The sequence below is a fragment of the Arthrobacter globiformis genome (assembly GCF_003261175.1).
Classification (GTDB): Bacteria; Actinomycetota; Actinomycetes; order Actinomycetales; family Micrococcaceae; genus Arthrobacter; species Arthrobacter globiformis_A.
This window is the reverse complement of record NZ_QLNP01000066.1, coordinates 27,679-48,281: the sequence shown is the minus strand read 5'-3', so window position 1 is coordinate 48,281 and position 20,603 is coordinate 27,679. Positions and strand designations below refer to the sequence as shown.

Here is a 20,603-nt window from a genome sequence, read left to right as displayed (position 1 = left end):
CCGCGGCAGATCCAGATGATCGCCATCGGCGGCGCGATCGGCACCGGCCTGTTCCTCGGCGCCGGCGGCCGGCTCAACGCTGCCGGGCCGTCCCTGGTCATCGCCTACGCCGTCTGCGGCTTCTTCGCCTTCCTGATCCTGCGCGCCCTCGGCGAACTCGTGCTGCACCGGCCCTCGTCCGGCTCTTTCGTCTCCTACGCCCGCGAATTCTTCGGCGAGAAAGCAGCCTTCGTCTCGGGCTGGTTCTACTGGATCAACTGGGCCACCACCACCATCGTGGACATCACCGCCGCCGCCCTCTACATGAACTTCTTCGGCAACTACATCCCCTGGATGGCCGACGTCCCCCAATGGGTCTGGGCACTGACCGCCCTCGTCGTCGTCCTCTGCCTGAACCTCGTTTCCGTCAAGGTCTTCGGCGAAATGGAATTCTGGTTCGCCATCATCAAGGTCGCCGCCCTCGTGGCCTTCCTCCTCATCGGCACCTACTTCGTCATCTTCGGCACCCCCGTCCCCGGCCAGGAAACCGGCTTCAACCTCATCACCGACAACGGCGGCATCTTCCCCAACGGCCTGCTGCCCATGATCATCCTCATGCAGGGCGTCCTGTTCGCCTACGCCTCCATCGAACTCGTCGGCACCGCCGCCGGCGAAACCGAAAACCCCGAAAAGATCATGCCCAAGGCCATCAACTCCGTGGTCTTCCGCATCGCCGTGTTCTACGTCGGCTCCGTCATCCTGCTCGCCCTGCTCCTGCCCTTCACCGCCTACCAAAAAGGCGTCAGCCCCTTCGTGACGTTCTTCGGCTCGATCGGCATCCAGGGCGTGGACGTCATCATGAACCTCGTGGTCCTCACCGCAGCCCTGTCCTCCCTCAACGCCGGCCTCTACTCCACCGGCCGGATCCTGCGCTCCATGTCCGTGGCCGGCTCCGCCCCCAAGTTCGCCCAGCGCATGAACAAAGCCGGCGTCCCCTACGGCGGCATCGCCATCATCGCCGGCGTCTCCCTGCTCGGCGTCCCGCTGAACTACCTCGTCCCCTCGCAGGCCTTCGAGATCGTCCTGAACATCGCCTCCGTAGGCATCATCGTCACCTGGGCCACCATCGTCCTGTGCCAGATCCAGCTCAAACGCTGGGCAGACAAGGGCTGGCTCAAACGCCCCTCGTTCCGGATGTTCGGCGCCCCCTACACCGGCTACCTCTCCCTGCTGTTCCTCGCCGGCGTACTGATCATGGTCTTCATCGACTCACCCCTAACGCTCCTGGTCACCCTCATCGCCATCGCACTCATGATCGCCGGCTGGTACGCCTGCCGCAAACGCATCCACGAAATCGCCGAAGCCCGCGAAGGCTTCACCGGCATGTCCCCCGTCGTCCCCAACCCGATGCCCCTCAGATAGACATCCCTCCTCACCAACACCCGCCCACCAATAACCAAAGAAAGCTCATGACAACAGAGTCTCAGTCCCCCTTGACCGCAACCGATGTCCCTTCCGATCTTGGGCAGTTCGACGACCATAAGCTACAGCAGACTGGCCGCGAGAGCAGCACCGCGCCATCCCCCGCGGCCCTGAAGTCCGCCGGGCACGTGATTGTTGAGTCGCTCGCAGCCCATGGCGTGAAACGCACCTACGTGGTTCCCGGCGAAAGTTTCCTTGACGTATTGGACGGCCTGCACAGCTCGGAGATCGAAACCGTCGTGTGCCGGCACGAGGGCGGGGCAGCGTACATGGCCGAGGCCGACGGAAAAATGAACCAGGTGCCTGGTGTGGCGATGGTTACGCGGGGACCCGGCGCAGCCAACGCGCACGTGGGACTGCATACTGCGTGGCAGGACTCGACGCCGATGCTCCTGTTCGTGGGCCTGATTCCGTTCGCGCACCGGGACCGCGAGGCGTTCCAGGAGTTCGACATCAAAGCCTGGTTCGATACCGGCGCCAAGCGCGTCATGGTCCTTGACCACCCGGAGCGGGCATCCGAGATTGTGGCCGAGGCGATGTTCGCCGCGATGAGTGGCCGCCCGGGGCCCGTGGTGGTGGGCCTGCCGGAGGACATCATCAGGCAGTTGGTCGACCCGGCGCTGCACCCGGCGATCCCGGTGGCGGCCGGCGGCATGAGCAGCAGCGACGCCGCGGCCCTGAAGGCCGCGCTGGCCTCGTCCAACAAACCGCTTTTCGTAACGGGCGGCAACGACTGGACCCAGGCGGCAGCTGACCAACTGACAGCGTGGCTGGAGCGACACCAGATTCCAGCAGCAGCAGAATGGCGCACCCAGGGAACCGTTTCCTTTGACTCTCCGTCCTACGTGGGCCCCATCGGGTACGGTCGCCCGCGCCCCACCTTCGACCTGCTCGAGGAGACTGACCTTCTGGTGTTTGTGGGTACTGTCCCTGGAGACGTGATTACAGACGGATTCGTCTGCCGGCAGGACTGGAGCAAGACGAACTTTCTGGTCACCATCGACCCCTCGCTGCGGGGCCGATCGGGTCCTGTCTCGCGGCAGATCCTGGCGAAACCGGAGGCCTTTGTCCGTGATCTGGCCGGCATCGACCTGGAAGTCAAGGAGCAGTGGAAGGCGTGGACAGGGCGGATGAGGGCCGAACAGGAGTCATTTGCCGCGCTCCCCGCTTCCGCTCCCGCTGCCGGACCGGCAAGGATGGACACCTTGATGGCGAACCTGGTCCCCAGATTGCCAGAGGACGCGCTGGTGACGTTCGGGGCGGGCGAGCACACTAACTGGGCCCACCGGTACTTCCCCACCCGCCGCTACGCTTCTATGGTCAGCGCCAGGAACGGCTCCATGGGTTACTCCATCCCCTCGGCCGTCGCGGCGTCGCTGGCGGAACCACGCCGGCGAGTGGTCACCATCGCCGGTGACGGGGAGTTCCTCATGAACGGCCAGGAACTGGCCACCGCCGCCCAGTACGGTGCCACGCCGCTGGTTATTGTCATGGACAACCAGGAGTACGGCACCATCCGCACCCACCAGGAGCGGCACTATCCCGAACGCGTGTCCGGCACCCAGCTGAAGAATCCGGACTTCGGCATGATGGCCACGGCCTTTGGCGGTTTCGGCATTACTGTTACCGAGGACAAGGATGTTCCAGCCGCCTTGGACGCGGCCCTGGCAGCCATCGATGATGCGCGCGTCTTCGCCCTCATCCACCTGGTGGTGGAACAGGGCGTCAAGGCTTACCGCTCCCCCGCCTGACAGAAAAGGACGACGGCGGGACCTCCCGCCGTCGTCCCCGGAGACCTTTTTGATCCGGTGCCAGGGGTAAACGCGCCGCAGTCGACGGTCACCTGTGCACCCCCGGATTCGCCTACCATCGACTATGAGCATCTCCGACTCCCTCCTGCAGTTCGCCCTCGTGGCCGCCCTACTCACGGTGATCCCGGGAATGGACACAGTGCTCGTGCTGCGTACCGCGATCAGCGGCGGCCGCGGGTCTGCCTTCGCCACCGCGGCGGGCATCTGCACAGGTACCGTCCTCTGGGGTGTGGCCGCCGCCGTCGGTGCATCGGCCTTGCTGGCCGCCTCGGAAACAGCCTTTACCGTCCTAAAGGTTGCGGGCGCCTGCTACATGGCGTGGCTGGCTGCGAGCATGATTATCCGAAGCTTCCGCCCGGGGACGACGGCGGAGGCCGGGCCCGCGGGCCCGGCCAGCTCCCGCGCTGCATGGCTGTCGGGCACCACCACCAGCCTGCTGAATCCCAAGGTCGGGGTTTTCTACATGGCCATGATCCCGCAGTTCCTTCCGCCGGAGGCGCCGCCGCTGCTGATGGGCGTGCTGTTGCCGCTGGTGCACAATGTCGAGGGCATGGCGTGGTTTGCGGTCATCATTTTGGCAACCCACCATGCGCGCCGCTGGCTCCAGTCGCCTGCCGTGGCCACAACCACGGACCGGATCGCCGGCGTCGTCCTCCTGGGTTTTGCGGCAAAGATCGCCACCAGCAAAGCCTGACGCCCTATCCGGCGGGCGCCCCGCCGTCGAACGCGTGGCTCACCAGTCCCACCGTGTTCCCCTCACTGTCCCTGATGAAAGCCATCCATTCGTCCGCACCCGCAGGGCCGAGACGTGCATCATCGTGATGGAAGATCACGTGTGGGGTGCCAACCACCTCCACTCCCCCGGCCTCGAGCTCGGCCACGCGCAGCCTCACGTCCGGGACGCCAAGGTAAATCACTGCCGAAGGCGCTCCCCGTTCCAGCAGCAGCCGGACGCCGTCGAGATCGAAGAACAGCAGTCCCGGCGGGTCGAAGACAGCTGCCGGCGCGGTGCCCAGCAGCCTCGAGTAGAACTCCGCCGCCCGGTCAAGATCCTCGGCGTGCTGCGCGATCTGGATGAGCTTCACTGGGCCTCCTTCAGGGAGTGCATGCTTCCTGCCTCACATCGTCACGGGATATTCCGGCGGGGGCAAGACCTGCCAAAAACGGATAGGCTCGGAAGCATGCCTTCCACAACAGACCGTCCCGGAACGCGGGCGGTTCCGGCCCTGACGGCCGCCGCAGCTGCGGCAGATTTCATCCTCATCCTGACGTTCGCTGCCATCGGCCGCGACGCACATGCACGGGGTGAAACAGTCATTGGAGTCCTCTCCACCGCCTGGCCGTTCCTGGCCGGCGCAGCCGTGACCTGGCTGCTGCTGAGGCTCTGGCGGCGGCCGCTCGCGCTGTGGCCGGCCGGGGTGGCTGTGTGGCTGGGCACCGTTGCCATCGGAATGGCTCTACGCGCGCTCACGGGACAGACGGTGGTGCTCCCATTTGTGATCGTCGCGCTGCTGAGCCTGGCGGTGTTCCTCCTCGGCTACCGCCTCATCGTCGCCACAGTTCTCCGCCTGCGCGCACGCCGCCGCGCCTGACTCCTGCGGGCGGCGCCGCCACGGGAGCAACCGACCGGCGCCGCCCATGTACTGGACCGCCCATGTAATAGGCTGGCAGCACAGCTCAACAGATCCGGAAGGGTTCACAGTGATCACCGCATTCGTCCTGATCAAGACAGACGCCTCGCGTATCCCCGAAACGGCCGAGGAGATATCCTCCATTGACGGCATCAGCGAGGTCTACTCCGTGACCGGGGAATGGGATCTGATCGCCGTCGCGCGCGTGTCCCAGCACGAAGATCTGGCGGACGTCATCGCCGACAAGCTGTCCAAGGTGCCCGCGGTCGTGCACACCACCACCCATATCGCCTTCCGGGCCTACTCACAGCACGACCTCGATGCCGCCTTCGCGCTGGGGTTCGAGGAATAGCGGCTCGCTGCAACAACAGCAAAGGGCCAGGCACCTGCAGGTGCCTGGCCCTTTGCTGTTGGTGCGTTGGAACTGTTCGGAGCCCTAGGCCCGCGAGAGGCTGACCCACTTCTCGAGCACCGCAGCGGCTGCGCCGGAGCCGATGGATTCCGCGGCGCGGTCGAGGGCAAGCTTCATGCGGTCAGTGAGCGGACCGTCGGCCTGAAGATCGTACGCCACCAGGCCCGCCGCCGCGTTCAACAGGACCGCGTCCCGAACCGGCCCGGTTTCCCCGGCCAGGACATTGCGGACGACGGCGGCATTCGCGTGCGCGTCACCGCCGCGCAGCTGATCGACAGTCGCCTGACGGATCCCCAGGTCCCCGGGCGAGAAAGTCTGCTCTGTCACTTCCCCGCCGCGGATCTCCCACACGGTGGACGGCCCGGTGGTGGTCAGTTCGTCCAGGCCGTCGCTGCCACGGAACACCAGGCCCCGGCTGCCGCGCCGCGCCAGGACGCCGGCCACGAGCGGCGCCATGCGGGCGTTCGCCACGCCCACTGCGGACGCCTGCACCCGCGCGGGGTTGGTGAGGGGGCCCAGGAAGTTGAAGGCTGTGGGGATCGCAAGTTCGCGCCTGGGCACCGCGGTGTGGCGGAAGGACGGGTGGAAGACCTGGGCGAAGCAGAAGGTGATGCCCGCTTCCTCTGCGTTCCGGGCAACGTCGGCTATGGGCAGGTCGAGCCGCACCCCCAGCGCTTCCAGGACGTCCGCTGATCCCGACGACGACGACGCCGCGCGGTTGCCGTGCTTAACCACCTTTGCGCCCGCTCCGGCGCAGACCAGGGCGGCCATGGTGGAGATGTTGACAGTGTTGAGTTGGTCACCACCGGTGCCCACGATGTCCAGCTTTTCGCCGCTGATGGAGATCGGATTAGCGTGGGACACCATGGCGTCAACGAGGCCGGCAATCTCCTCCACCGTCTCCCCCTTCGCGCGCAGCGCCACCAGGAAACCGGCAATCTGGACGGGTGTGGCGGCCCCCGACATGATGGTGTCCATGGCCCATGCCGTACTGTCCGCGCTCAGGTGTTCGCCGTTCAACAGTGCCGAGATGAGGCGCGGCCAGGTGTTGCCTGCCGCCGGTGCCGATACCTGTGAAGTCACCTCCTGATGCTATCGAGGTGCCAGTCGCAAAGACCAATATGAACGGGTCCGGGAACTTTTCCGCGCGATTTCGCGTCTTTGTAGAAAAAGTCTCCGCAAAAGGCGGTTTGCGTTGGGCAAGCCGGAGTTTTACAGACATAATGTCTATGTGACATCTGCGACCCATGCCCCCAGTACCCCTGCGCACCCCACGCTGAACCGCCCGAATATGGTCTCCGTCGGGACCGTTGTCTGGCTCTCCAGTGAGTTGATGTTCTTCGCCGGTCTCTTCGCCATGTACTTCACACTCCGGTCCACCTCCGGCCAGATGTGGGCGGAAGAGACGGCTAAGCTCAACTTCCCCTTTGCGCTTGTTAACACCATCGTCCTCGTGGCAAGTTCCTTCACTTGCCAGATGGGCGTATTCGCCGCCGAAAGGCTCCAGCCGCGACGCAGCGGCGGGCCGCTCCAGTTCACCCGCTGGGGCATGAACGAATGGTTCACCCTGACCTTCCTCATGGGCGCCTTCTTCGTTGCCGGCCAGACCACGGAATACGCCATGCTGGTCTCGGAGCACGTGTCGCTGTCCTCCAACGCTTACGGATCCGCCTTCTACATGACCACCGGCTTCCACGGCCTGCACGTCATCGGCGGTCTGGTCGCCTTCCTGCTCATCATGGGCCGCTCCTTCGCCGCGAAGAAGTTCGGTCACTTCGAGGCGACCTCGGCGATTGTCACCTCCTACTACTGGCACTTCGTGGACGTCGTGTGGATTGGCCTCTTCCTGGTCATCTACGTCCTCCAGTAGCCCAGACTTTTCTCCCTCTTTCCCAAGAGAACGAATTCTAAGAAGCGGCTCACGGAGCCGACGCACGATCGAATAAAGGAACCACCACGTGAAGGCACTCTCGCAGAAGCGACGTCACCCACTGGCAGCAATAGCCCTGCTGTTGATGGGCCTCCTCCTCACTGGTGGGCTGTACGCCGTTGCCACCACCGTCAACGAGGCCAAAGCCAGCACTGCAGAGTTCACCGCCACCGATACACAGGAAGGCGAGAAGCTCTTCGAAGCGAACTGCGCCACCTGCCACGGCATGGGTGCCAGCGGAACGCAGGACGGTCCCTCACTGGTTGGCGTCGGCGCCGCCGCTGTTGACTTCCAGGTCGGCACCGGCCGCATGCCCATGCAGATGAACGGCCCCCAGGCCTACAAGAAGCCTGCCCAGTTCAACGACACCCAGACCCACCAGCTGGCCGCGTACGTCGCGTCGCTGGGACCGGGCCCGGCCATCCCGGCCGAGGAACTGCTGGATGAGAAGGGCAACGCCGCCGAAGGTGGCGAGCTGTTCCGCGTGAACTGCGCCATGTGCCACAACGCTGCAGCCGCTGGCGGTGCACTCACCCGCGGTAAGTTCGCGCCGGCCCTGGCCGACGTCTCGGGCAAGCACATCTATGAAGCCATGGTGACCGGACCGCAGAACATGCCGGTGTTCAACGACTCGAACATCTCCCCCGAAGGCAAGCGCGACATCATCACCTTCCTGAAGCAGATTGAAGCCAACGGCTCCCCGGGCGGCGCAGACCTGGGCGCACTTGGTCCTGTTTCTGAGGGCCTGTTCGTGTGGATCGCTGGCCTGGGCGTCATCATCGCCTTCACCATCTGGCTGACGTCCCGCACGTCCTAGCCAAAGCAGGCACAACAAGAACGTCCTGCTGATTGCACAGCAGGTTTGGAACTGAACATAACTCGGCAAAGGCCGAGACGAGAGAAGGATGAGGCGAATCATGGGCAACCATAGTGACGGCAGTCCGAACCACTCGGGCACCGTAGCTACGGCTGGTCAGCATGAGGTGGAGAAATTCCAGGATCCTGGACTTCCCCCGCACCGCTTGCGCCTGGCTGACACGGACCCGAAGGCCGCCAAGCGGGCAGAACGGCAGGTTGCTGCACTGTTCGCAACCTCAGTTGTTGGCACCGTGATCTTCCTGGTGGCGTACTTCGCCATCGACCTGGGAGACGACTCAAGCATTGCCACCATCCGGCTGCAGAATGCGCTGCTCGGCATTGGCACGGCGTTCGCCATGCTCGGCATCGGCACCGGTATCGTGCACTGGGCCAAGGCCCTGATGCCGGACCACGAAGTCTCCGAGGAACGCCACGCGATCCGTACCGAGGACGACCGCCAGGCTGCCGTCCGCATCGTTGACGACATCGTGGAGGAAACGGGCATCAAGCGCCGTCCCCTCATCCGGAACACCCTGCTGGGCGCCGTGGCACTCGCACCCCTGCCGGCCCTCGCCGTCTTCGGCGACCTGGGACCGCGCCCGGACGACAAGCTGGCGCACACCATGTGGGCCCCGACTGACGGCAAGCTCAAGCGCCTCACCCGCGACCCTGATGGAACCCCCATCAAGGCCTCGGACGTCACCATCGGTTCCGCCTTCCACGTGATCCCGGAAGGCCTCAACGAACTGCACGAAGGCAAGCTCAACGAGAAGGCCAAGGCCGTCGTTCTGCTGATGCGTCTGGACCCGGCTTCGCTTAACCCGTCCGCGGGACGCGAAACCTGGGGCTACAACGGCATCGTTGCCTACTCCAAGATCTGCACCCACGTTGGTTGCCCTGTTGCCCTTTACGAGCAGCAGACGCACCACCTGCTGTGCCCGTGCCACCAGTCAACCTTCGACCTGACCCAGGAATGCAAGGTTATCTTCGGCCCGGCCAGCCGCCCGCTCCCCCAGCTGCCCATCGCAGTTGACGATGAGGGCTACCTGGTCGCTACCAGCGACTTCAAAGAACCTGTAGGACCAAGTTACTGGGAGCGTGATGAGCATGAGCGCAGCATCAACAGCTGAAGCCCCCGCCTACGTAGCCAATACCAAAGTCGGACGCTTTACTGACTTCGTCGACGAGCGTGTCGGCGGATCCGGAATCCTCCGCGAATTCGGCCGCAAGGTATTCCCGGACCACTGGTCCTTCATGTTTGGCGAGGTGGCGCTGTATTCCTTCGTCATCCTGCTCATGTCGGGAACGTTCCTGACGTTCTTCTTCGATCCGTCCATGGCTGAGACGCACTACGCCGGCTCCTACACGCCGCTGAAGAACGTCGAAATGTCTGTCGCCTACAGCTCCTCGCTGGACATCTCCTTTGACGTCCGCGGTGGCCTGTTCATGCGCCAGGTCCACCACTGGGCAGCGCTGCTGTTCGTGGCCTCCGTGGCCGTGCACATGCTGCGCGTGTTCTTCACCGGCGCGTTCCGCAAGCCCCGTGAAATGAACTGGGTGGTGGGCGGTGTCCTGCTGATCCTGGCCATGGCTGCCGGCTTTACCGGTTACTCCCTCCCCGATGACCTGCTGTCCGGCAACGGCCTGCGCATCATCGACGGCGTCATCAAGTCGATCCCCGTGATCGGCACCTACATCTCCTTCTTCCTGTTCGGTGGAGAGTTCCCCGGCACGGTCATCATCAGCCGCCTCTACACGCTGCACATCCTGCTCGTGCCGGCACTGATCCTGCTGATGATCGTCGTTCACCTGTTCATGGTGGTTGTCCACAAGCACACGCAGTACCCCGGCCCGGGCCGCAACGACCGCAACGTCGTTGGCTACCCGCTGGGCCCGGTCTACGCTGCGAAGGCCGGTGGCTTCTTCTTCATCGTGTTCGGTGTCATCGCGCTGATGGCCGGGTTCTTCACCATCAACCCGATCTGGAACTACGGCCCGTACGACCCCTCCCCCGTGTCCGCAGGCACCCAGCCTGACTGGTACATCGGTTGGGTTGACGGCGCTCTGCGCCTGATGCCGGGTGTGATCAGCGGCTTCCACTTCGAATACATCATCTTCGGCCACGTCCTGACGCTGAACGTCCTGCTCCCGGCACTCGTTCCGGCTGGCCTGGTGTTCACCGTGCTGTTCACCTACCCGTGGATCGAGCGCTGGATCACTAAGGACAACCGTGAGCACCACGTCCTGGACCGCCCGCGCAACGCTCCCACGCGTACCGCGATCGGCATGGCCGGCTTCACGTTCTACTGCGTCATGTGGGCCGCGGCCAGCTCCGACCTCATTGCAACGCACTTCCACGTGGCGCTGAACGACGTTACGTACTGGCTGCGTGCACTGTTCTTCATCGGGCCGGTCATCGCATTCGTCGTCACCAAGCGTGTAGCCCTGGCCCTGCAGCGGAAGGACCGCGAAATCGCCCTCCACGGCCGCGAGACCGGACGTATCGTCCGCCTCCCGCACGGTGAGTTCATCGAGGTGCACGCTCCGCTCGACGAGTACAAGCGCTACAAGCTTGTCGGCTTCGAGTCGCTTGCACCGCTTCCGGCCCAGCCGAACGAGCACGGTGTGGTGACCCGCAAGGAAAACCGCCGCGCCAAGCTGTCCCGCTGGTTCTTCGAGGACAGGGTTGCCCCGGCAACCCCCGCGGAGCTGGAAGCAGGCCACGGCCACCACGAAGCCGTTGAAGCCGGCGAGGGACAGAAGACCCTCAGCCACTAAGAGCCAGGCCACTGAAAGCCAGGCCATTAGGCAGCAGCGCTTCACCAAGCAGTAAACAGAAAGGGCCCGGTCCATCAGGACCGGGCCCTTTCTGTTTGCACATTCTGACTGCCAAACGGGCTGCGTGTGTCGAACCCAGGCAACCTGCCGGGCTACTGCTGCCTGTAACCCGACGCGTAGTTCCGGGTGGGCCGTACGCCGGGCCGCTGCAGCGGCACCCAAAGCTTGTACCGGTCGGCGCGGTAGTAGGACACCGAGTAGTCCACCATGGACCTGGCGACGAAGGCATGCCGCTGGATTTTCAGCAGCGGCGCGCCGATCTCAACGTTGAGCAGCCGAGCGGTGGAGGGCGACGCGGCCGTGGCCTCGATCATGTCCTCGCCCCATTCCATGACCAGGCCGAACTGTTCGCTGAGGACGTTGTACAGCGATGTCGGCGGCTCGCCGTCCAGAAGCCCCGGAACCCGGTGGGCCGGGATGAAGTTCTCATCCACGCTCATTGGCTCGTTATCGGCCAGCAGGAGACGGCGGAAGCGCACCAGGGGTGTTCCCTCCTCCAGCTGGAGTTCGCGGGCCAGGAAGGCGCTGGCGGCGATCTGCTCAAAGCTCAGCACCTTGGCGGCCGGCACCATGCCGCGGCGCTGCATCTCCTCGCTGTAGGAGGTCAGCTTGACCTGGAGGTCCAGCTTCGGCTTCCGCACGAAGGTGCCCAGGCCGACCACCCGCTCGATGACCTCCTCCCCCACCAGGGCATCGATGGCCTGGCGGACGGTCATCCTGGCCAGGCTGAAACGTTCGGCCAGGTCACGCTCGGAGGGCAGCGCCGAGCCCGGCGGGCAGGACGTCGCGATGTAGGTCCTGAGGATCTCACGGAGCTGGACGTAAATCGGCGTCCCGCTGGTCCTGTTAATTTCGCCGGCGATGCCGGCCACGTTAGCCGCCACGTCGGACGCTCCTGTATTGCATACTCACAGTTCAAGGGTAAGCCAACCCGGCCACAGGTCTAGACCAGGGCCGCCCCGGCCTTTTGCCGGCGCAGGGGCCGATATTCTTAGAGGCGAACTAATACGAAAGACGACGGCGGCTTCCCCCGAATGTGCCATCCCGTCCAAGACGAAGGAGTCCAGTTGCCCGTTCGTAAGGCAATAGTTTCTGCGGCCATCGGCCTGCACGCCAGGCCGGCAGCGGTATTCGTCCGCGCGGTCACGGAGACAGGTTTACCGGTGACCATCCGCAAGGACGGCATTGACGCCGTCGACGCCCGTTCCCTGCTCGAGGTCATGACTGCAGACTTCAACTATGGCTGCGAAGTCGAACTTGCAGTCAAGGAATCAGCCCTGCCGGCGGGCAAGAGCCTGGGTGAAGCAGAGGCGGCGCTGTCCGGTCTGGTCGAGCTGCTGTCGTCACAGAGGGCCAGCTGAAGCCTACTTAGAGACAAGAAGAACGACGGCGGGCCCCACCGAAAAGGTGGGGCCCGCCGTCGTTCTTGGTACTGAAACGCTTAGTGTGCGTGGTCTCCGCGGCTGTACTCGTAGACCCAGCCCACGAGTGCTATCAGCGCCATACCACCGGCGATGAAGACGATCCAGAAGCCTATGGCCAGACCGAGGAATCCTGCTGCGCAGGACAGGCCCAGGACCAGCGGCCACCAGCTCCAGGGGCTGAAGTGCCCCTGCTCGCCGGCACCCTCGTGGATTTCCGCGTCGGCACGGTCCTCGGGCCGCATGCCCACCCGTTTGCCGGTGAAGCCCAGGTAGGCACCGATCATGCCCGCCAGGCCGCCCACCAGGAGGATGCCCAGGATGCCGACCCACTCAGACCAGTTGGTGAGGAAGCCGTAGATGATGGAAATCGGAACGAAGAAGAAAACTCCTGCTCCAAAAATCCATGACTCGATTCTCATTGCGCGGTGTCCTTCTGATCGGCGTTACCGAGCACGCTTGCTGCAGGTGCCGGCGACTCAATGGTGTGTGACTGGGAGAGCTCAGGGTGGTGCAGGTCCAGCGCCGGACGCTCCGAGCGGATGCGGGGCAGGGACGTGAAGTTGTGCCGCGGCGGCGGGCAGGACGTGGCCCACTCCAGCGAGGCACCGAAGCCCCAGGGGTCGTCAACCTGAACCTTCTCGGCGCTGCGTGCGGTGATGTACACGTTCCAGAAGAACGGGATCAGGGACGCGCCCAGGACGAACGAGGCAATGGTGGAGAACTGGTTCATCCAGGTGAAGTTGTCCTCCACCAGGTAGTCGGCGTAGCGGCGGGGCATGCCCTCGACGCCGAGCCAGTGCTGGATGAGGAAGGTGCCGTGGAAGCCCAGGAACAGGAGCCAGAAATGGATCTTGCCGAGGCGTTCGTTGAGCATCTTGCCCGTCCACTTCGGCCACCAGAAGTAGAAGCCGGCGAACATCGCGAACACCACGGTGCCGAAGACCACGTAGTGGAAGTGCGCCACCACGAAGTAGGAGTCGGAGACGTGGAAGTCCAGCGGCGGGGAGGCCAGGATGATGCCCGTCAGGCCACCGAAGAGGAACGTGATGAGGAAGCCGATGCTCCACAGCATGGGGGTCTCAAAGGTGATGGAACCGCGCCACATGGTGCCGATCCAGTTGAAGAACTTCACGCCGGTGGGGACTGCGATGAGCATGGTCATGAAGGAGAAGAACGGCAGGAGCACGGAGCCGGTGACGTACATGTGGTGCGCCCAGACGGTCACGGACAGGGCCGCGATCGCGATGGTCGCGTAGACCAGGCCCTTGTAGCCGAAGATCGGCTTGCGGCTGAAGACCGGGAAGATCTCGGACACGATGCCGAAGAACGGCAGGGCGATGATGTACACCTCGGGGTGGCCGAAGAACCAGAACAGGTGCTGCCAGAGGACGGCGCCGCCGTTCTCCGGGTCGAAGATGTGGGCGCCGAAGCGGCGGTCCGCGCCGAGGGCGAAGAGTGCTGCGGCCAGCGGCGGGAACGCCATCAGGACCAGGATGGCCGTCACGAGGGTGTTCCAGGTGAAGATCGGCATCCGCCACATGGTCATGCCGGGGGCGCGCATGCAGATGATGGTGGTGATGAAGTTGACCGCGCCCAGGATGGTGCCGAAACCGGACAGTGCCAGGCCGAAGACCCAGAGGTCACCGCCAACGCCGGGGCTGAAGGTGGTGTTGGAGAGCGGTGCATAGGCGAACCAGCCGAAGGATGCAGCACCCTGCGGGGTGATGAAACCGGAAACGGCAATGGTGGAGCCGAACAGGAAGAACCAGAAGGCCAGCGCGTTCAGTCGCGGGAACGCGACGTCCGGTGCACCGATCTGCAGGGGCATGATCACGTTCGCGAAGCCGGCAAAGAGCGGGGTGGCGAACATGAGCAGCATGACCGTGCCGTGCATGGTGAACAGCTGGTTGTACTGTTCCTTGGTCTGCAGGATCTGCATGCCGGGTTCGAAGAGTTCGGCACGGATGAGCAGGGCCATCACGCCGCCGAAGCAGAAGAACACGAAGGACGCGATCAGGTACATGTACCCGATGGTCTTGTGGTCCGTGGAGGTGATCCAGTTGACGACGATGCGCCCCTTGGATTTGGGAACTACGGGAGCCTCAAGGATCCCGGGGGTCTGGGTGTAAGTAGCCACTTCGCTTCCCTTACTTCGTAACGTTCAGGTTCGGGTTGCGGTCATACTCTTGGCCGAGCAGGCCCGTGTTGCCGTCCTGGCGCAGCTGGTTCATGTGAGCCTGGAATTCGGACTCGGAAACAACCTTGACGCGGAACAGCATTTCGGAGTGGTACTCACCGCAGAGCTCGGCGCACTTGCCGTCGTAGGTGCCCTCTTTGGTGGGGGTGAACCGGATGTAGTTGGTCTTACCCGGGATCATGTCCCTCTTCTGCAGGAACGCAGGAACCCAGAAGGAGTGGATCACGTCGCGCGAGTTCAGTTCCAGGTCAACGGACTTGTTGACGGGCAGGTACAGCGTCGGGAGCTTCTCCTTGTCGATCGCTTCACCCGTCAGGTGCGCCTGGACGCCGGCCTCGTGGAGGTCCTCGGTGACGACGTCGCCCTTTTTGTAGTTGAAGTCCCAAGCCCACTGCTTGCCGCGGACGTCCACTACGACGTCGGCGGGCTGCGAGCGGTCATCGATCGCCTGCTGGTCACGGTCGGTGAAGTAGAAGAACACCAGGACCATGAAGAGCGGGATCGTCAGGTAGAAGACCTCAAGGGGCAGGTTGAAGCTGGTCTGCCGCGGGAAACCCACGGTGCCCTTGCGGCGGCGGTAGGCCACGAGGCACCAGACGATCAGACCCCACGTGATGATGCCCACCACGAGGGCGGCAATCCATGAGTTGACCCAGAGGTCCATGATGCGGTCAGTGTGATTGGTGGTGCCACGCTCGGTGGGCAGCCACCCCTTCTCTACCTCTGGCGAACATCCAGTCAAAACCAACGCGCCGGCAGTTGCCAAGCCAGTGATCGTAGTGATCGTTTTGCGTCGGCTGCCGGTTCGGTTCTGCGAACTCACAGACGGCCCTTCCTACTTGTTGCTGTTGCCAGGGCGGCGAAAAGCTTCCCGGGCACACTAAAAGTTTTACTACTCGGTGTAGAGCTTACCGCTCCCCGCGGGTTTTCGCCCACATGTCCCCACCGTGTGGCGGCGCCGGTTTTCACCGGCGCCGCCAAGAGGTTCAGGAAGGGCCACTGACCCTTTAGTGGAACGAATCACCGCAGGCGCATGAGCCGCCCGCATTCGGGTTGTCGATGGTGAAGCCCTGCTTGGAGATGGTGTCTTCAAAGTCGATGCTGGCACCGCTGAGGTACGGGACGCTCATCTTGTCGACGACGACCTCGACACCGTCGTAGTCGCGTACCGCGTCGCCTTCAAGGAGGCGCTCGTCAAAGTACAGCTGGTAAATGAGGCCGGAGCAGCCACCCGGCTGCACGGCTACGCGGAGGCGAAGATCGGTGCGGCCTTCCTGCTCCAGGAGGCTGCGGACCTTGCCTGCTGCAACGTCCGTCAGCTGAACCTCGTGGCTCGCCAGTTCGTCACTGGCAGTGCCGGTGGGTTCGGTGCTGTTTTCATTGGTCGTAGTGCTCATTGGCCTACCTTACTAACGACGGTTGTGGCTGCCCCGCTTGCACGGTGCCTGCCCCTACGGAAACAGTACGGGCTATAGCTACATGCTACGTCGATCCGGCGCGGAGCTCTAACTTCAGGCGTAACCCTCACAGGCGCTGCATTGTTCCCTGCCAGCCGCTTACTGGAGGCCTTCCGCGTTCAGCCGTGCCAGCAGCAGGGCCTCGGCGACCACCGCGTTGCGGAAGTCCCCCAGGTGCAGCGACTCGTTGGCTGAGTGGGCACGCGAATCAGGGTCCTCCACGCCCGTCACCAGAATCTGGACCTCGGGGTACAGCTCGGTCAGGTCACTGATGAACGGGATGGAGCCGCCGATGCCCATTTCCACCGCCGGAACGCCCCAGGCTTCGCCGAGCGCCCACATAGCGAGGCCGGCAGCTGAGGAACCTGTGTCCGTCTGGAAGGCGTTGCCGCTCTCCCCCGGCGTGAAGATCACCCTGGCGCCGAACGGTGCGTGCGATTCAACGTGCCGCCGCACGGCTTCCATGGCTTCCGCCGGGTCCTGGCCGGGGGCCAGCCGCAGGCTGAACTTGGCCCGGGCACGCGGCAGCAGGGTGTTGGAGGCAACGTTGACGGCCGGCGCGTCGAAGCCGATGATCGACAGGGCCGGCTTGGTCCACAGCCGTGACGCGATGGTTCCCGTGCCGGCCAGCCGGACGTCTTCGAGCACTGAAGCGTCCGCCCGGTACTCCTCTTCGGTCAGGTCCACGCCCGTTTCATCCCGGCTCACCAGGCCCTCAATGGCCACGCTGCCCTGGTCATCGTGCAGCGTCGCGATGAGCCGCGAGAGCAGCGTAGGGGCATCCAGCACGGCACCGCCGAACATTCCCGAATGCACGGCATGGTCAAGGACCTGCACCTCGATGGTTCCGTCGACCAGCCCGCGCAGGCTCGTGGTGAGCGCCGGCATGCCCACCTTCCAGTTACTGGAGTCGGCCACCACAATGACATCAGCGCGGAGCATCTCGCGGTGGGCTTCCAGGAACGTCCTGAAGGTCGGCGAACCTGCCTCTTCCTCCCCTTCGAAAAACAATGTCACACCAAGCCCGAATTCATCGCCGAGCACCTTGGTGACGGCGCCGTAGGCGGCGACGTGGGCCATGATCCCGGCCTTGTCGTCGGCCGCGCCGCGCCCGTAGAGGCGCCCGTTGCGTTCGACGGCGGCAAACGGCTCGGACTCCCACAGTGCCGGATCACCCGGCGGCTGCACGTCGTGGTGGGCGTAGAGAAGAATGGTCGGCTTGCCGGGCGCGGCCTCACGGCGTGCCACCACGGCCGGCCCGCCGGGGGTGCCGTCTTCCTTGTCGCACCGCAGGATCCGGACATCCCCGATGCCCGCCGCGCGCACCAGGCTGGCGACGGCCTCGGCACTGGCGTCCAGAGGTGCGGGGTCAAAGCTGGGCCAGGCAATGCCGGGTATGGCCACCAGGTCCTTCAGCTGTGCAACTGTAGCGTCGAAGTCCGCCCCAACGGCGGCCCGCAGGGCATCGGTGTCGATGCCGGCCACCGTCCCTCCAAAATGCTGGGCGCCATGCTGTCGCGGGGTCGCCGCGGAGAATGTAGTCATGGCCAAACACTACCTGTGTCACACGCCACAACATACATCGCCGCCGGCGGGCGCCAGACTCCACGCCATGGCGTTCCGCGGGCAACCGGGCATGACCGGGGGCACAGCCCGCCAAGGTATTCTGTTGTGGTGTTCGGACGTAAAAAGGAAGCGCCAGCGGCGCAGGATGTAGTTGACCAGCAGGCTGCCGAGGCAGCCGCGATTGCGGGCAAAGGTGCGCCCACGCCCAAGCGCAAAGCACAGGAAGCGGCCCGCAAGCGCCCCCTCGTGCCGGAGGACCGGAAGGCCTCCAAGGAAGCGGAGCGTGCCGCTGCCCAAGAGCAGCGCCTGAAGATGCGCCAGGCAATGGACACCGGCGACGAAAGGTTCCTGCCCATCCGCGACAAGGGCCCGCAGAAGCGGTTCGCCCGGGATTACGTGGACGCGCGCTTCAATCTCGGCGAGTACCTGATGTTTGGCGCCCTGGTGTTCGTGGTGGTTTCCCTCGTCGTTCCGTCCAACAGCGACATGATGATTTACGTGCTGGGGGGCTTCTGGGTGATGTTCCTGGCTGTATTCGTGGACGCCTTCATCCTGTCCCGCAAACTCCGCAAGCGCCTCGCCGAAAAGTTCGGCGAAGTTGAGCGCGGCACCGTCTGGTATGGCACCATGCGTTCGCTGCAGTTCCGGAAGCTTCGCCTGCCCAAGCCCTTGGTCCGCCGCGGGCAGTACCCGTCCTGATTCCTCGCTTTCCTCCAGCGGCACAGGCCGCCAGAGGGCGGTCCCGGACCTAAAACACAACAGCCCGGCGGTGATACCGCCGGGCTGTTGTGTTTAACGTGCGAACTAGCGGTTCCTGGCCAGTTCCTTATTGATCCGGGCTGCCCAGAACGGCCCCGCATAGAGGAAGGCGGTGTAGCCCTGGACCAGGGTGGCGCCGGCGTCCAAACGGTCCTGGACGTCCGTGGCGGTCTCCACGCCGCCCACGGAAATCAGTGTCAGCCGGTCTTGGGTGACCGACTTCAGACGCCGCAGTACTTCCAGCGAACGGCTTTTCAGTGGAGCCCCCGACAGGCCGCCGGCACCGCAGGCCTCCACCTTGTCCGCTGCAGAATCGAGCCCATCGCGGCCAATGGTGGTGTTGGTGGCAATGATGCCGTCCAGGCCCAGGTCCATCGCCAGGCGGGCGACGTCGTCGATGTCCTCATCGGTGAGGTCAGGGGCGATCTTGACCAGCAGCGGGACATGCCGGCCTGCGGACTTGTCCGCAGCCTCCCCCACTGCCTTCAGCAGCGGACGGAGCGTCTCCACATTTTGCAGGAGCCGGAGCCCCGGCGTGTTCGGCGAGCTGACGTTCACCACGAGATAGTCCGCCGCCGGGGCGAGGCCGCGGGCGCTGATGAGGTAGTCCTCCACGGCGTCCTCCAGCTCCACCACCTTGGTCTTGCCGATGTTGACGCCGATCACGGGCCGCACCTTGGCATGGCGCCGCTGCAGCGCAGCACGGGCGGACTTCAGCCGCGGAGCCACGGCTGAGGCGCCGTCGTTGTTGAATCCCATCCGGTTGATGACGGCCCTGTCCTCGATCAGCCGGAACAGCCGGGGCTTTTCGTTGCCGGGCTGGGCCTGGCCGGTGATGGTTCCCACCTCAACGTGGCCGAATCCGAGCTCCATCAGGGCCTCGATCCCGTGGCCCTCCTTGTCAAATCCGGCGGCAAGACCGAACGGGGATGGGAAGGTCAGTCCGAGCGCATTCGTCTGCAAGGACGCCGGCGGAGCCGTGAACCTTTCCAGCAGCCGTCCTGCTCCCACCGAATGGACCAGCCGGATTCCCTTGAAACCGATCTTATGGGCGCGTTCGGCGTCCATCCATGAAAAGGCCAGCCTGAAAAAAGTGGGGTATACGCGCATGCCTCTAGTTTTCCGTCTTGGCCCGTGCAGACCAAATTCCAGAGTGCAGACCAAATTCCCAGTGTGCAGACCAAAGCGGGCTGACACAACGGCACCCGGGGCGGTATCGCAGAGCCTAGGCTGGTGCCATGGAGTGGCAGAGCGACATCCTGGGACCGGGCTTCGAGTCCTGCGCCTTCGAAGCCGCGGGCCCGGACGGCGTCCGCCGCCGGGCCACGCTGGTCCGCTTCACTCGACCGGCCGGTCCGGACACTCCGGATCTCCGTTCTGCCGGGCCCCGCCGGGCAGTGCTCTTCCTGCACGGCTGGAGCGACTACTTCTTCAATATTGAGCTTGCGCGGTTCTGGGACGCGCAGGGCTTCGAATTCTTTGCGCTGGACATGCACAACCACGGCCGCAGCCTTCAGCCGGGCACCCACGGCGGCTACGTCGCAGATCTGGAAAACTACGACGCCGAGATCGGCACCGCGGCCGGCATGGTCGCCGAGTCCGGCGGTGCAGGACCCGTGCAGCTCGCGCTCATGGGGCATTCCACGGGCGGCCTCGTGGCGGCCCTGTGGGCCAGCCGCAACCCCGGCGCCGTTTCCCAACTCGTCCTGAACAGTCCCTGGCTCGAAATGCACGGCAGCGCCCTGGTTCGGCGGGCGGCCTGGACCATGGTGGAGCCGATCGCCCGCCTGCGGCCGGAGGCGGTGCTCAGGCTGCCGGAGCGCGGCTTCTACTGGCGGAGCATCAGCAGTTCCGCCGAAGGCGAGTGGACCCTGGACGCTGCCTACCGGCCGCCGCTGGCCTTTCCGGTGCGTGCGGCCTGGCTCAGTGCCATCCTGGCCGGGCAGGCCAAGGTGGCACGCGGCCTGGGCATCGGGGTTCCCGTTCTGGTCCTGCTCTCGGCGGCAAGCGAGAACGGCATGGTGTGGAACGAGGCAATGCGCCGCACGGACGCGGTACTGGACGTCAACACAATTGCCGCCCGTGCCATGTCGCTGGGCAGGAGCGTCACCGTGGAGCGCATCGACGGCGCCCTCCACGACGTGTTCCTGTCCCGCGCCGACGTGCGGTCCGACGCCTACCGGCGCCTGGCCCAATGGATCAGGGGTTACGCCGCCTGATTCGGGTGCAGGGTGTCCGGTACCGTGACCCCAGCGCCGC

The 20,603-nt window shown here is 64.6% G+C and carries 21 protein-coding genes; 12 read left to right on the top strand and 9 right to left on the bottom strand.

Annotation, left to right across the window (positions count from 1 at the left end):
• The 3 genes from DBZ45_RS08245 to DBZ45_RS08235 form a co-directional block, all read left to right on the top strand.
• Window positions 1-1,401, top strand: a 1,401-nt coding sequence (locus DBZ45_RS08245) for an amino acid permease (RefSeq protein ID WP_111903450.1), incomplete at its 5' end; no start/stop codon positions are given.
• A 47-nt stretch (window positions 1,402-1,448) separates the two neighbouring features.
• On the top strand, window positions 1,449-3,212 hold the full coding sequence (locus DBZ45_RS08240) for a thiamine pyrophosphate-dependent enzyme (protein WP_223256985.1): 1,764 nt from the start codon (window positions 1,449-1,451) through the stop codon (window positions 3,210-3,212).
• A 124-nt stretch (window positions 3,213-3,336) separates the two neighbouring features.
• The gene (locus DBZ45_RS08235) at window positions 3,337-3,966 is read left to right on the top strand and encodes a LysE family translocator (protein WP_111903445.1); all 630 of its coding nucleotides are present in this window, start codon (window positions 3,337-3,339) and stop codon (window positions 3,964-3,966) included.
• 4 nt (window positions 3,967-3,970) lie between these two features.
• Here the strand turns inward: DBZ45_RS08235 and DBZ45_RS08230 are convergent, their stop codons facing one another.
• Window positions 3,971-4,357, bottom strand: coding sequence for a VOC family protein (locus DBZ45_RS08230; RefSeq protein ID WP_111903444.1), 387 nt, complete (start codon window positions 4,355-4,357; stop codon window positions 3,971-3,973).
• Window positions 4,358-4,453: 96 nt separating this feature from the next.
• Here DBZ45_RS08230 and DBZ45_RS08225 point away from each other — a divergent pair, with 96 nt between their 5' ends.
• Together DBZ45_RS08225 and DBZ45_RS08220 are read left to right on the top strand one after the other, a co-directional pair.
• On the top strand, window positions 4,454-4,864 hold the full coding sequence (locus DBZ45_RS08225; RefSeq protein ID WP_111903443.1) for a DUF3054 domain-containing protein: 411 nt from the start codon (window positions 4,454-4,456) through the stop codon (window positions 4,862-4,864).
• Between the two features lie 109 nt (window positions 4,865-4,973).
• Window positions 4,974-5,255, top strand: coding sequence for an Lrp/AsnC family transcriptional regulator (locus tag DBZ45_RS08220; RefSeq protein WP_111903442.1), 282 nt, complete (start codon window positions 4,974-4,976; stop codon window positions 5,253-5,255).
• 84 nt (window positions 5,256-5,339) lie between these two features.
• Here DBZ45_RS08220 and trpD read toward each other — a convergent pair whose 3' ends face one another.
• On the bottom strand, window positions 5,340-6,398 hold the full coding sequence (gene trpD, locus DBZ45_RS08215; protein WP_111903441.1) for an anthranilate phosphoribosyltransferase: 1,059 nt from the start codon (window positions 6,396-6,398) through the stop codon (window positions 5,340-5,342).
• 148 nt (window positions 6,399-6,546) lie between these two features.
• On the opposite strand from trpD, the gene ctaE reads away from it, so the two are divergent.
• From ctaE to qcrB, 4 genes are all read left to right on the top strand, one after another.
• Window positions 6,547-7,185, top strand: a complete 639-nt coding sequence (gene ctaE, locus DBZ45_RS08210; RefSeq protein ID WP_180987496.1) for an aa3-type cytochrome oxidase subunit III — start codon at window positions 6,547-6,549, stop codon at window positions 7,183-7,185.
• Window positions 7,186-7,273: 88 nt separating this feature from the next.
• On the top strand, window positions 7,274-8,062 hold the full coding sequence (gene qcrC, locus DBZ45_RS08205) for a cytochrome bc1 complex diheme cytochrome c subunit (RefSeq protein ID WP_111903440.1): 789 nt from the start codon (window positions 7,274-7,276) through the stop codon (window positions 8,060-8,062).
• A 100-nt stretch (window positions 8,063-8,162) separates the two neighbouring features.
• Window positions 8,163-9,233 (top strand): cytochrome bc1 complex Rieske iron-sulfur subunit, encoded by a 1,071-nt coding sequence (gene qcrA / locus DBZ45_RS08200; RefSeq protein ID WP_111903439.1) that lies wholly within the window; start codon window positions 8,163-8,165, stop codon window positions 9,231-9,233.
• Window positions 9,211-10,881, top strand: coding sequence for a cytochrome bc1 complex cytochrome b subunit (gene qcrB, locus DBZ45_RS08195; protein ID WP_111903438.1), 1,671 nt, complete (start codon window positions 9,211-9,213; stop codon window positions 10,879-10,881). The genes qcrA and qcrB overlap by 23 nt, the downstream gene beginning before the upstream one ends.
• 152 nt (window positions 10,882-11,033) lie before the next feature.
• Here the strand turns inward: qcrB and DBZ45_RS08190 are convergent, their stop codons facing one another.
• A complete protein-coding gene (locus tag DBZ45_RS08190; protein WP_111903437.1) occupies window positions 11,034-11,825 on the bottom strand; it encodes a GntR family transcriptional regulator in 792 nt (263 codons plus the stop codon).
• A 183-nt stretch (window positions 11,826-12,008) separates the two neighbouring features.
• Here DBZ45_RS08190 and DBZ45_RS08185 point away from each other — a divergent pair, with 183 nt between their 5' ends.
• Window positions 12,009-12,302, top strand: a complete 294-nt coding sequence (locus DBZ45_RS08185) for an HPr family phosphocarrier protein (RefSeq protein ID WP_111903436.1) — start codon at window positions 12,009-12,011, stop codon at window positions 12,300-12,302.
• A gap of 80 nt (window positions 12,303-12,382) precedes the next feature.
• Here DBZ45_RS08185 and DBZ45_RS08180 read toward each other — a convergent pair whose 3' ends face one another.
• The 5 genes from DBZ45_RS08180 to DBZ45_RS08160 all read right to left on the bottom strand — a co-directional run bounded on the left by DBZ45_RS08180 (window position 12,383) and on the right by DBZ45_RS08160 (window position 17,564).
• Window positions 12,383-12,784 carry a cytochrome c oxidase subunit 4 gene (locus DBZ45_RS08180; protein WP_111903435.1) on the bottom strand — a complete coding sequence of 134 codons (402 nt, stop codon included), beginning with the start codon at window positions 12,782-12,784 and terminating at the stop codon, window positions 12,383-12,385.
• On the bottom strand, window positions 12,781-14,502 hold the full coding sequence (gene ctaD, locus DBZ45_RS08175; protein WP_111903434.1) for an aa3-type cytochrome oxidase subunit I: 1,722 nt from the start codon (window positions 14,500-14,502) through the stop codon (window positions 12,781-12,783). The genes DBZ45_RS08180 and ctaD overlap by 4 nt, the downstream gene beginning before the upstream one ends.
• Before the next feature lie 10 nt (window positions 14,503-14,512).
• On the bottom strand, window positions 14,513-15,385 hold the full coding sequence (gene ctaC / locus DBZ45_RS08170; RefSeq protein ID WP_111903433.1) for an aa3-type cytochrome oxidase subunit II: 873 nt from the start codon (window positions 15,383-15,385) through the stop codon (window positions 14,513-14,515).
• A 184-nt stretch (window positions 15,386-15,569) separates the two neighbouring features.
• Window positions 15,570-15,959 (bottom strand): HesB/IscA family protein, encoded by a 390-nt coding sequence (locus tag DBZ45_RS08165; protein WP_104138470.1) that lies wholly within the window; start codon window positions 15,957-15,959, stop codon window positions 15,570-15,572.
• Between the two features lie 159 nt (window positions 15,960-16,118).
• Complete coding sequence (locus tag DBZ45_RS08160) at window positions 16,119-17,564, bottom strand: dipeptidase (RefSeq protein WP_111903432.1); 1,446 nt, start codon at window positions 17,562-17,564, stop codon at window positions 16,119-16,121.
• Window positions 17,565-17,693: 129 nt separating this feature from the next.
• Between DBZ45_RS08160 and DBZ45_RS08155 the strand changes: the two genes are divergently transcribed.
• The gene (locus DBZ45_RS08155) at window positions 17,694-18,284 is read left to right on the top strand and encodes a DUF3043 domain-containing protein (RefSeq protein ID WP_111903448.1); all 591 of its coding nucleotides are present in this window, start codon (window positions 17,694-17,696) and stop codon (window positions 18,282-18,284) included.
• A gap of 105 nt (window positions 18,285-18,389) precedes the next feature.
• Here DBZ45_RS08155 and DBZ45_RS08150 read toward each other — a convergent pair whose 3' ends face one another.
• Window positions 18,390-19,454: a quinone-dependent dihydroorotate dehydrogenase gene (locus DBZ45_RS08150; RefSeq protein WP_111903431.1), complete on the bottom strand. Its 1,065-nt coding sequence runs from the start codon at window positions 19,452-19,454 to the stop codon at window positions 18,390-18,392.
• A gap of 128 nt (window positions 19,455-19,582) precedes the next feature.
• Here DBZ45_RS08150 and DBZ45_RS08145 point away from each other — a divergent pair, with 128 nt between their 5' ends.
• A complete protein-coding gene (locus DBZ45_RS08145) occupies window positions 19,583-20,563 on the top strand; it encodes an alpha/beta hydrolase (RefSeq protein ID WP_111903430.1) in 981 nt (326 codons plus the stop codon).
• Window positions 20,564-20,603 lie beyond the last annotated feature (40 nt).

Excerpts from the sequence above, each read along its gene's own strand:
- DBZ45_RS08180 (WP_111903435.1), bottom strand. The coding sequence starts at position 12,784 with ATGAGAATCGAGTCATGGATTTTTGGAGCAGGAGTTTTCTTCTTCGTT.
- DBZ45_RS08165 (WP_104138470.1), bottom strand. The coding sequence starts at position 15,959 with ATGAGCACTACGACCAATGAAAACAGCACCGAACCCACCGGCACTGCC.
- DBZ45_RS08235 (WP_111903445.1), top strand. The coding sequence starts at position 3,337 with ATGAGCATCTCCGACTCCCTCCTGCAGTTCGCCCTCGTGGCCGCCCTA.
- DBZ45_RS08225 (WP_111903443.1), top strand. The coding sequence starts at position 4,454 with ATGCCTTCCACAACAGACCGTCCCGGAACGCGGGCGGTTCCGGCCCTG.
- DBZ45_RS08240 (WP_223256985.1), top strand. The coding sequence starts at position 1,449 with ATGACAACAGAGTCTCAGTCCCCCTTGACCGCAACCGATGTCCCTTCC.
- qcrB (WP_111903438.1), top strand. The coding sequence starts at position 9,211 with ATGAGCGCAGCATCAACAGCTGAAGCCCCCGCCTACGTAGCCAATACC.
- DBZ45_RS08145 (WP_111903430.1), top strand. The coding sequence starts at position 19,583 with ATGGAGTGGCAGAGCGACATCCTGGGACCGGGCTTCGAGTCCTGCGCC.
- DBZ45_RS08150 (WP_111903431.1), bottom strand. The coding sequence starts at position 19,454 with ATGCGCGTATACCCCACTTTTTTCAGGCTGGCCTTTTCATGGATGGAC.
- qcrA (WP_111903439.1), top strand. The coding sequence starts at position 8,163 with ATGGGCAACCATAGTGACGGCAGTCCGAACCACTCGGGCACCGTAGCT.
- DBZ45_RS08160 (WP_111903432.1), bottom strand. The coding sequence starts at position 17,564 with ATGACTACATTCTCCGCGGCGACCCCGCGACAGCATGGCGCCCAGCAT.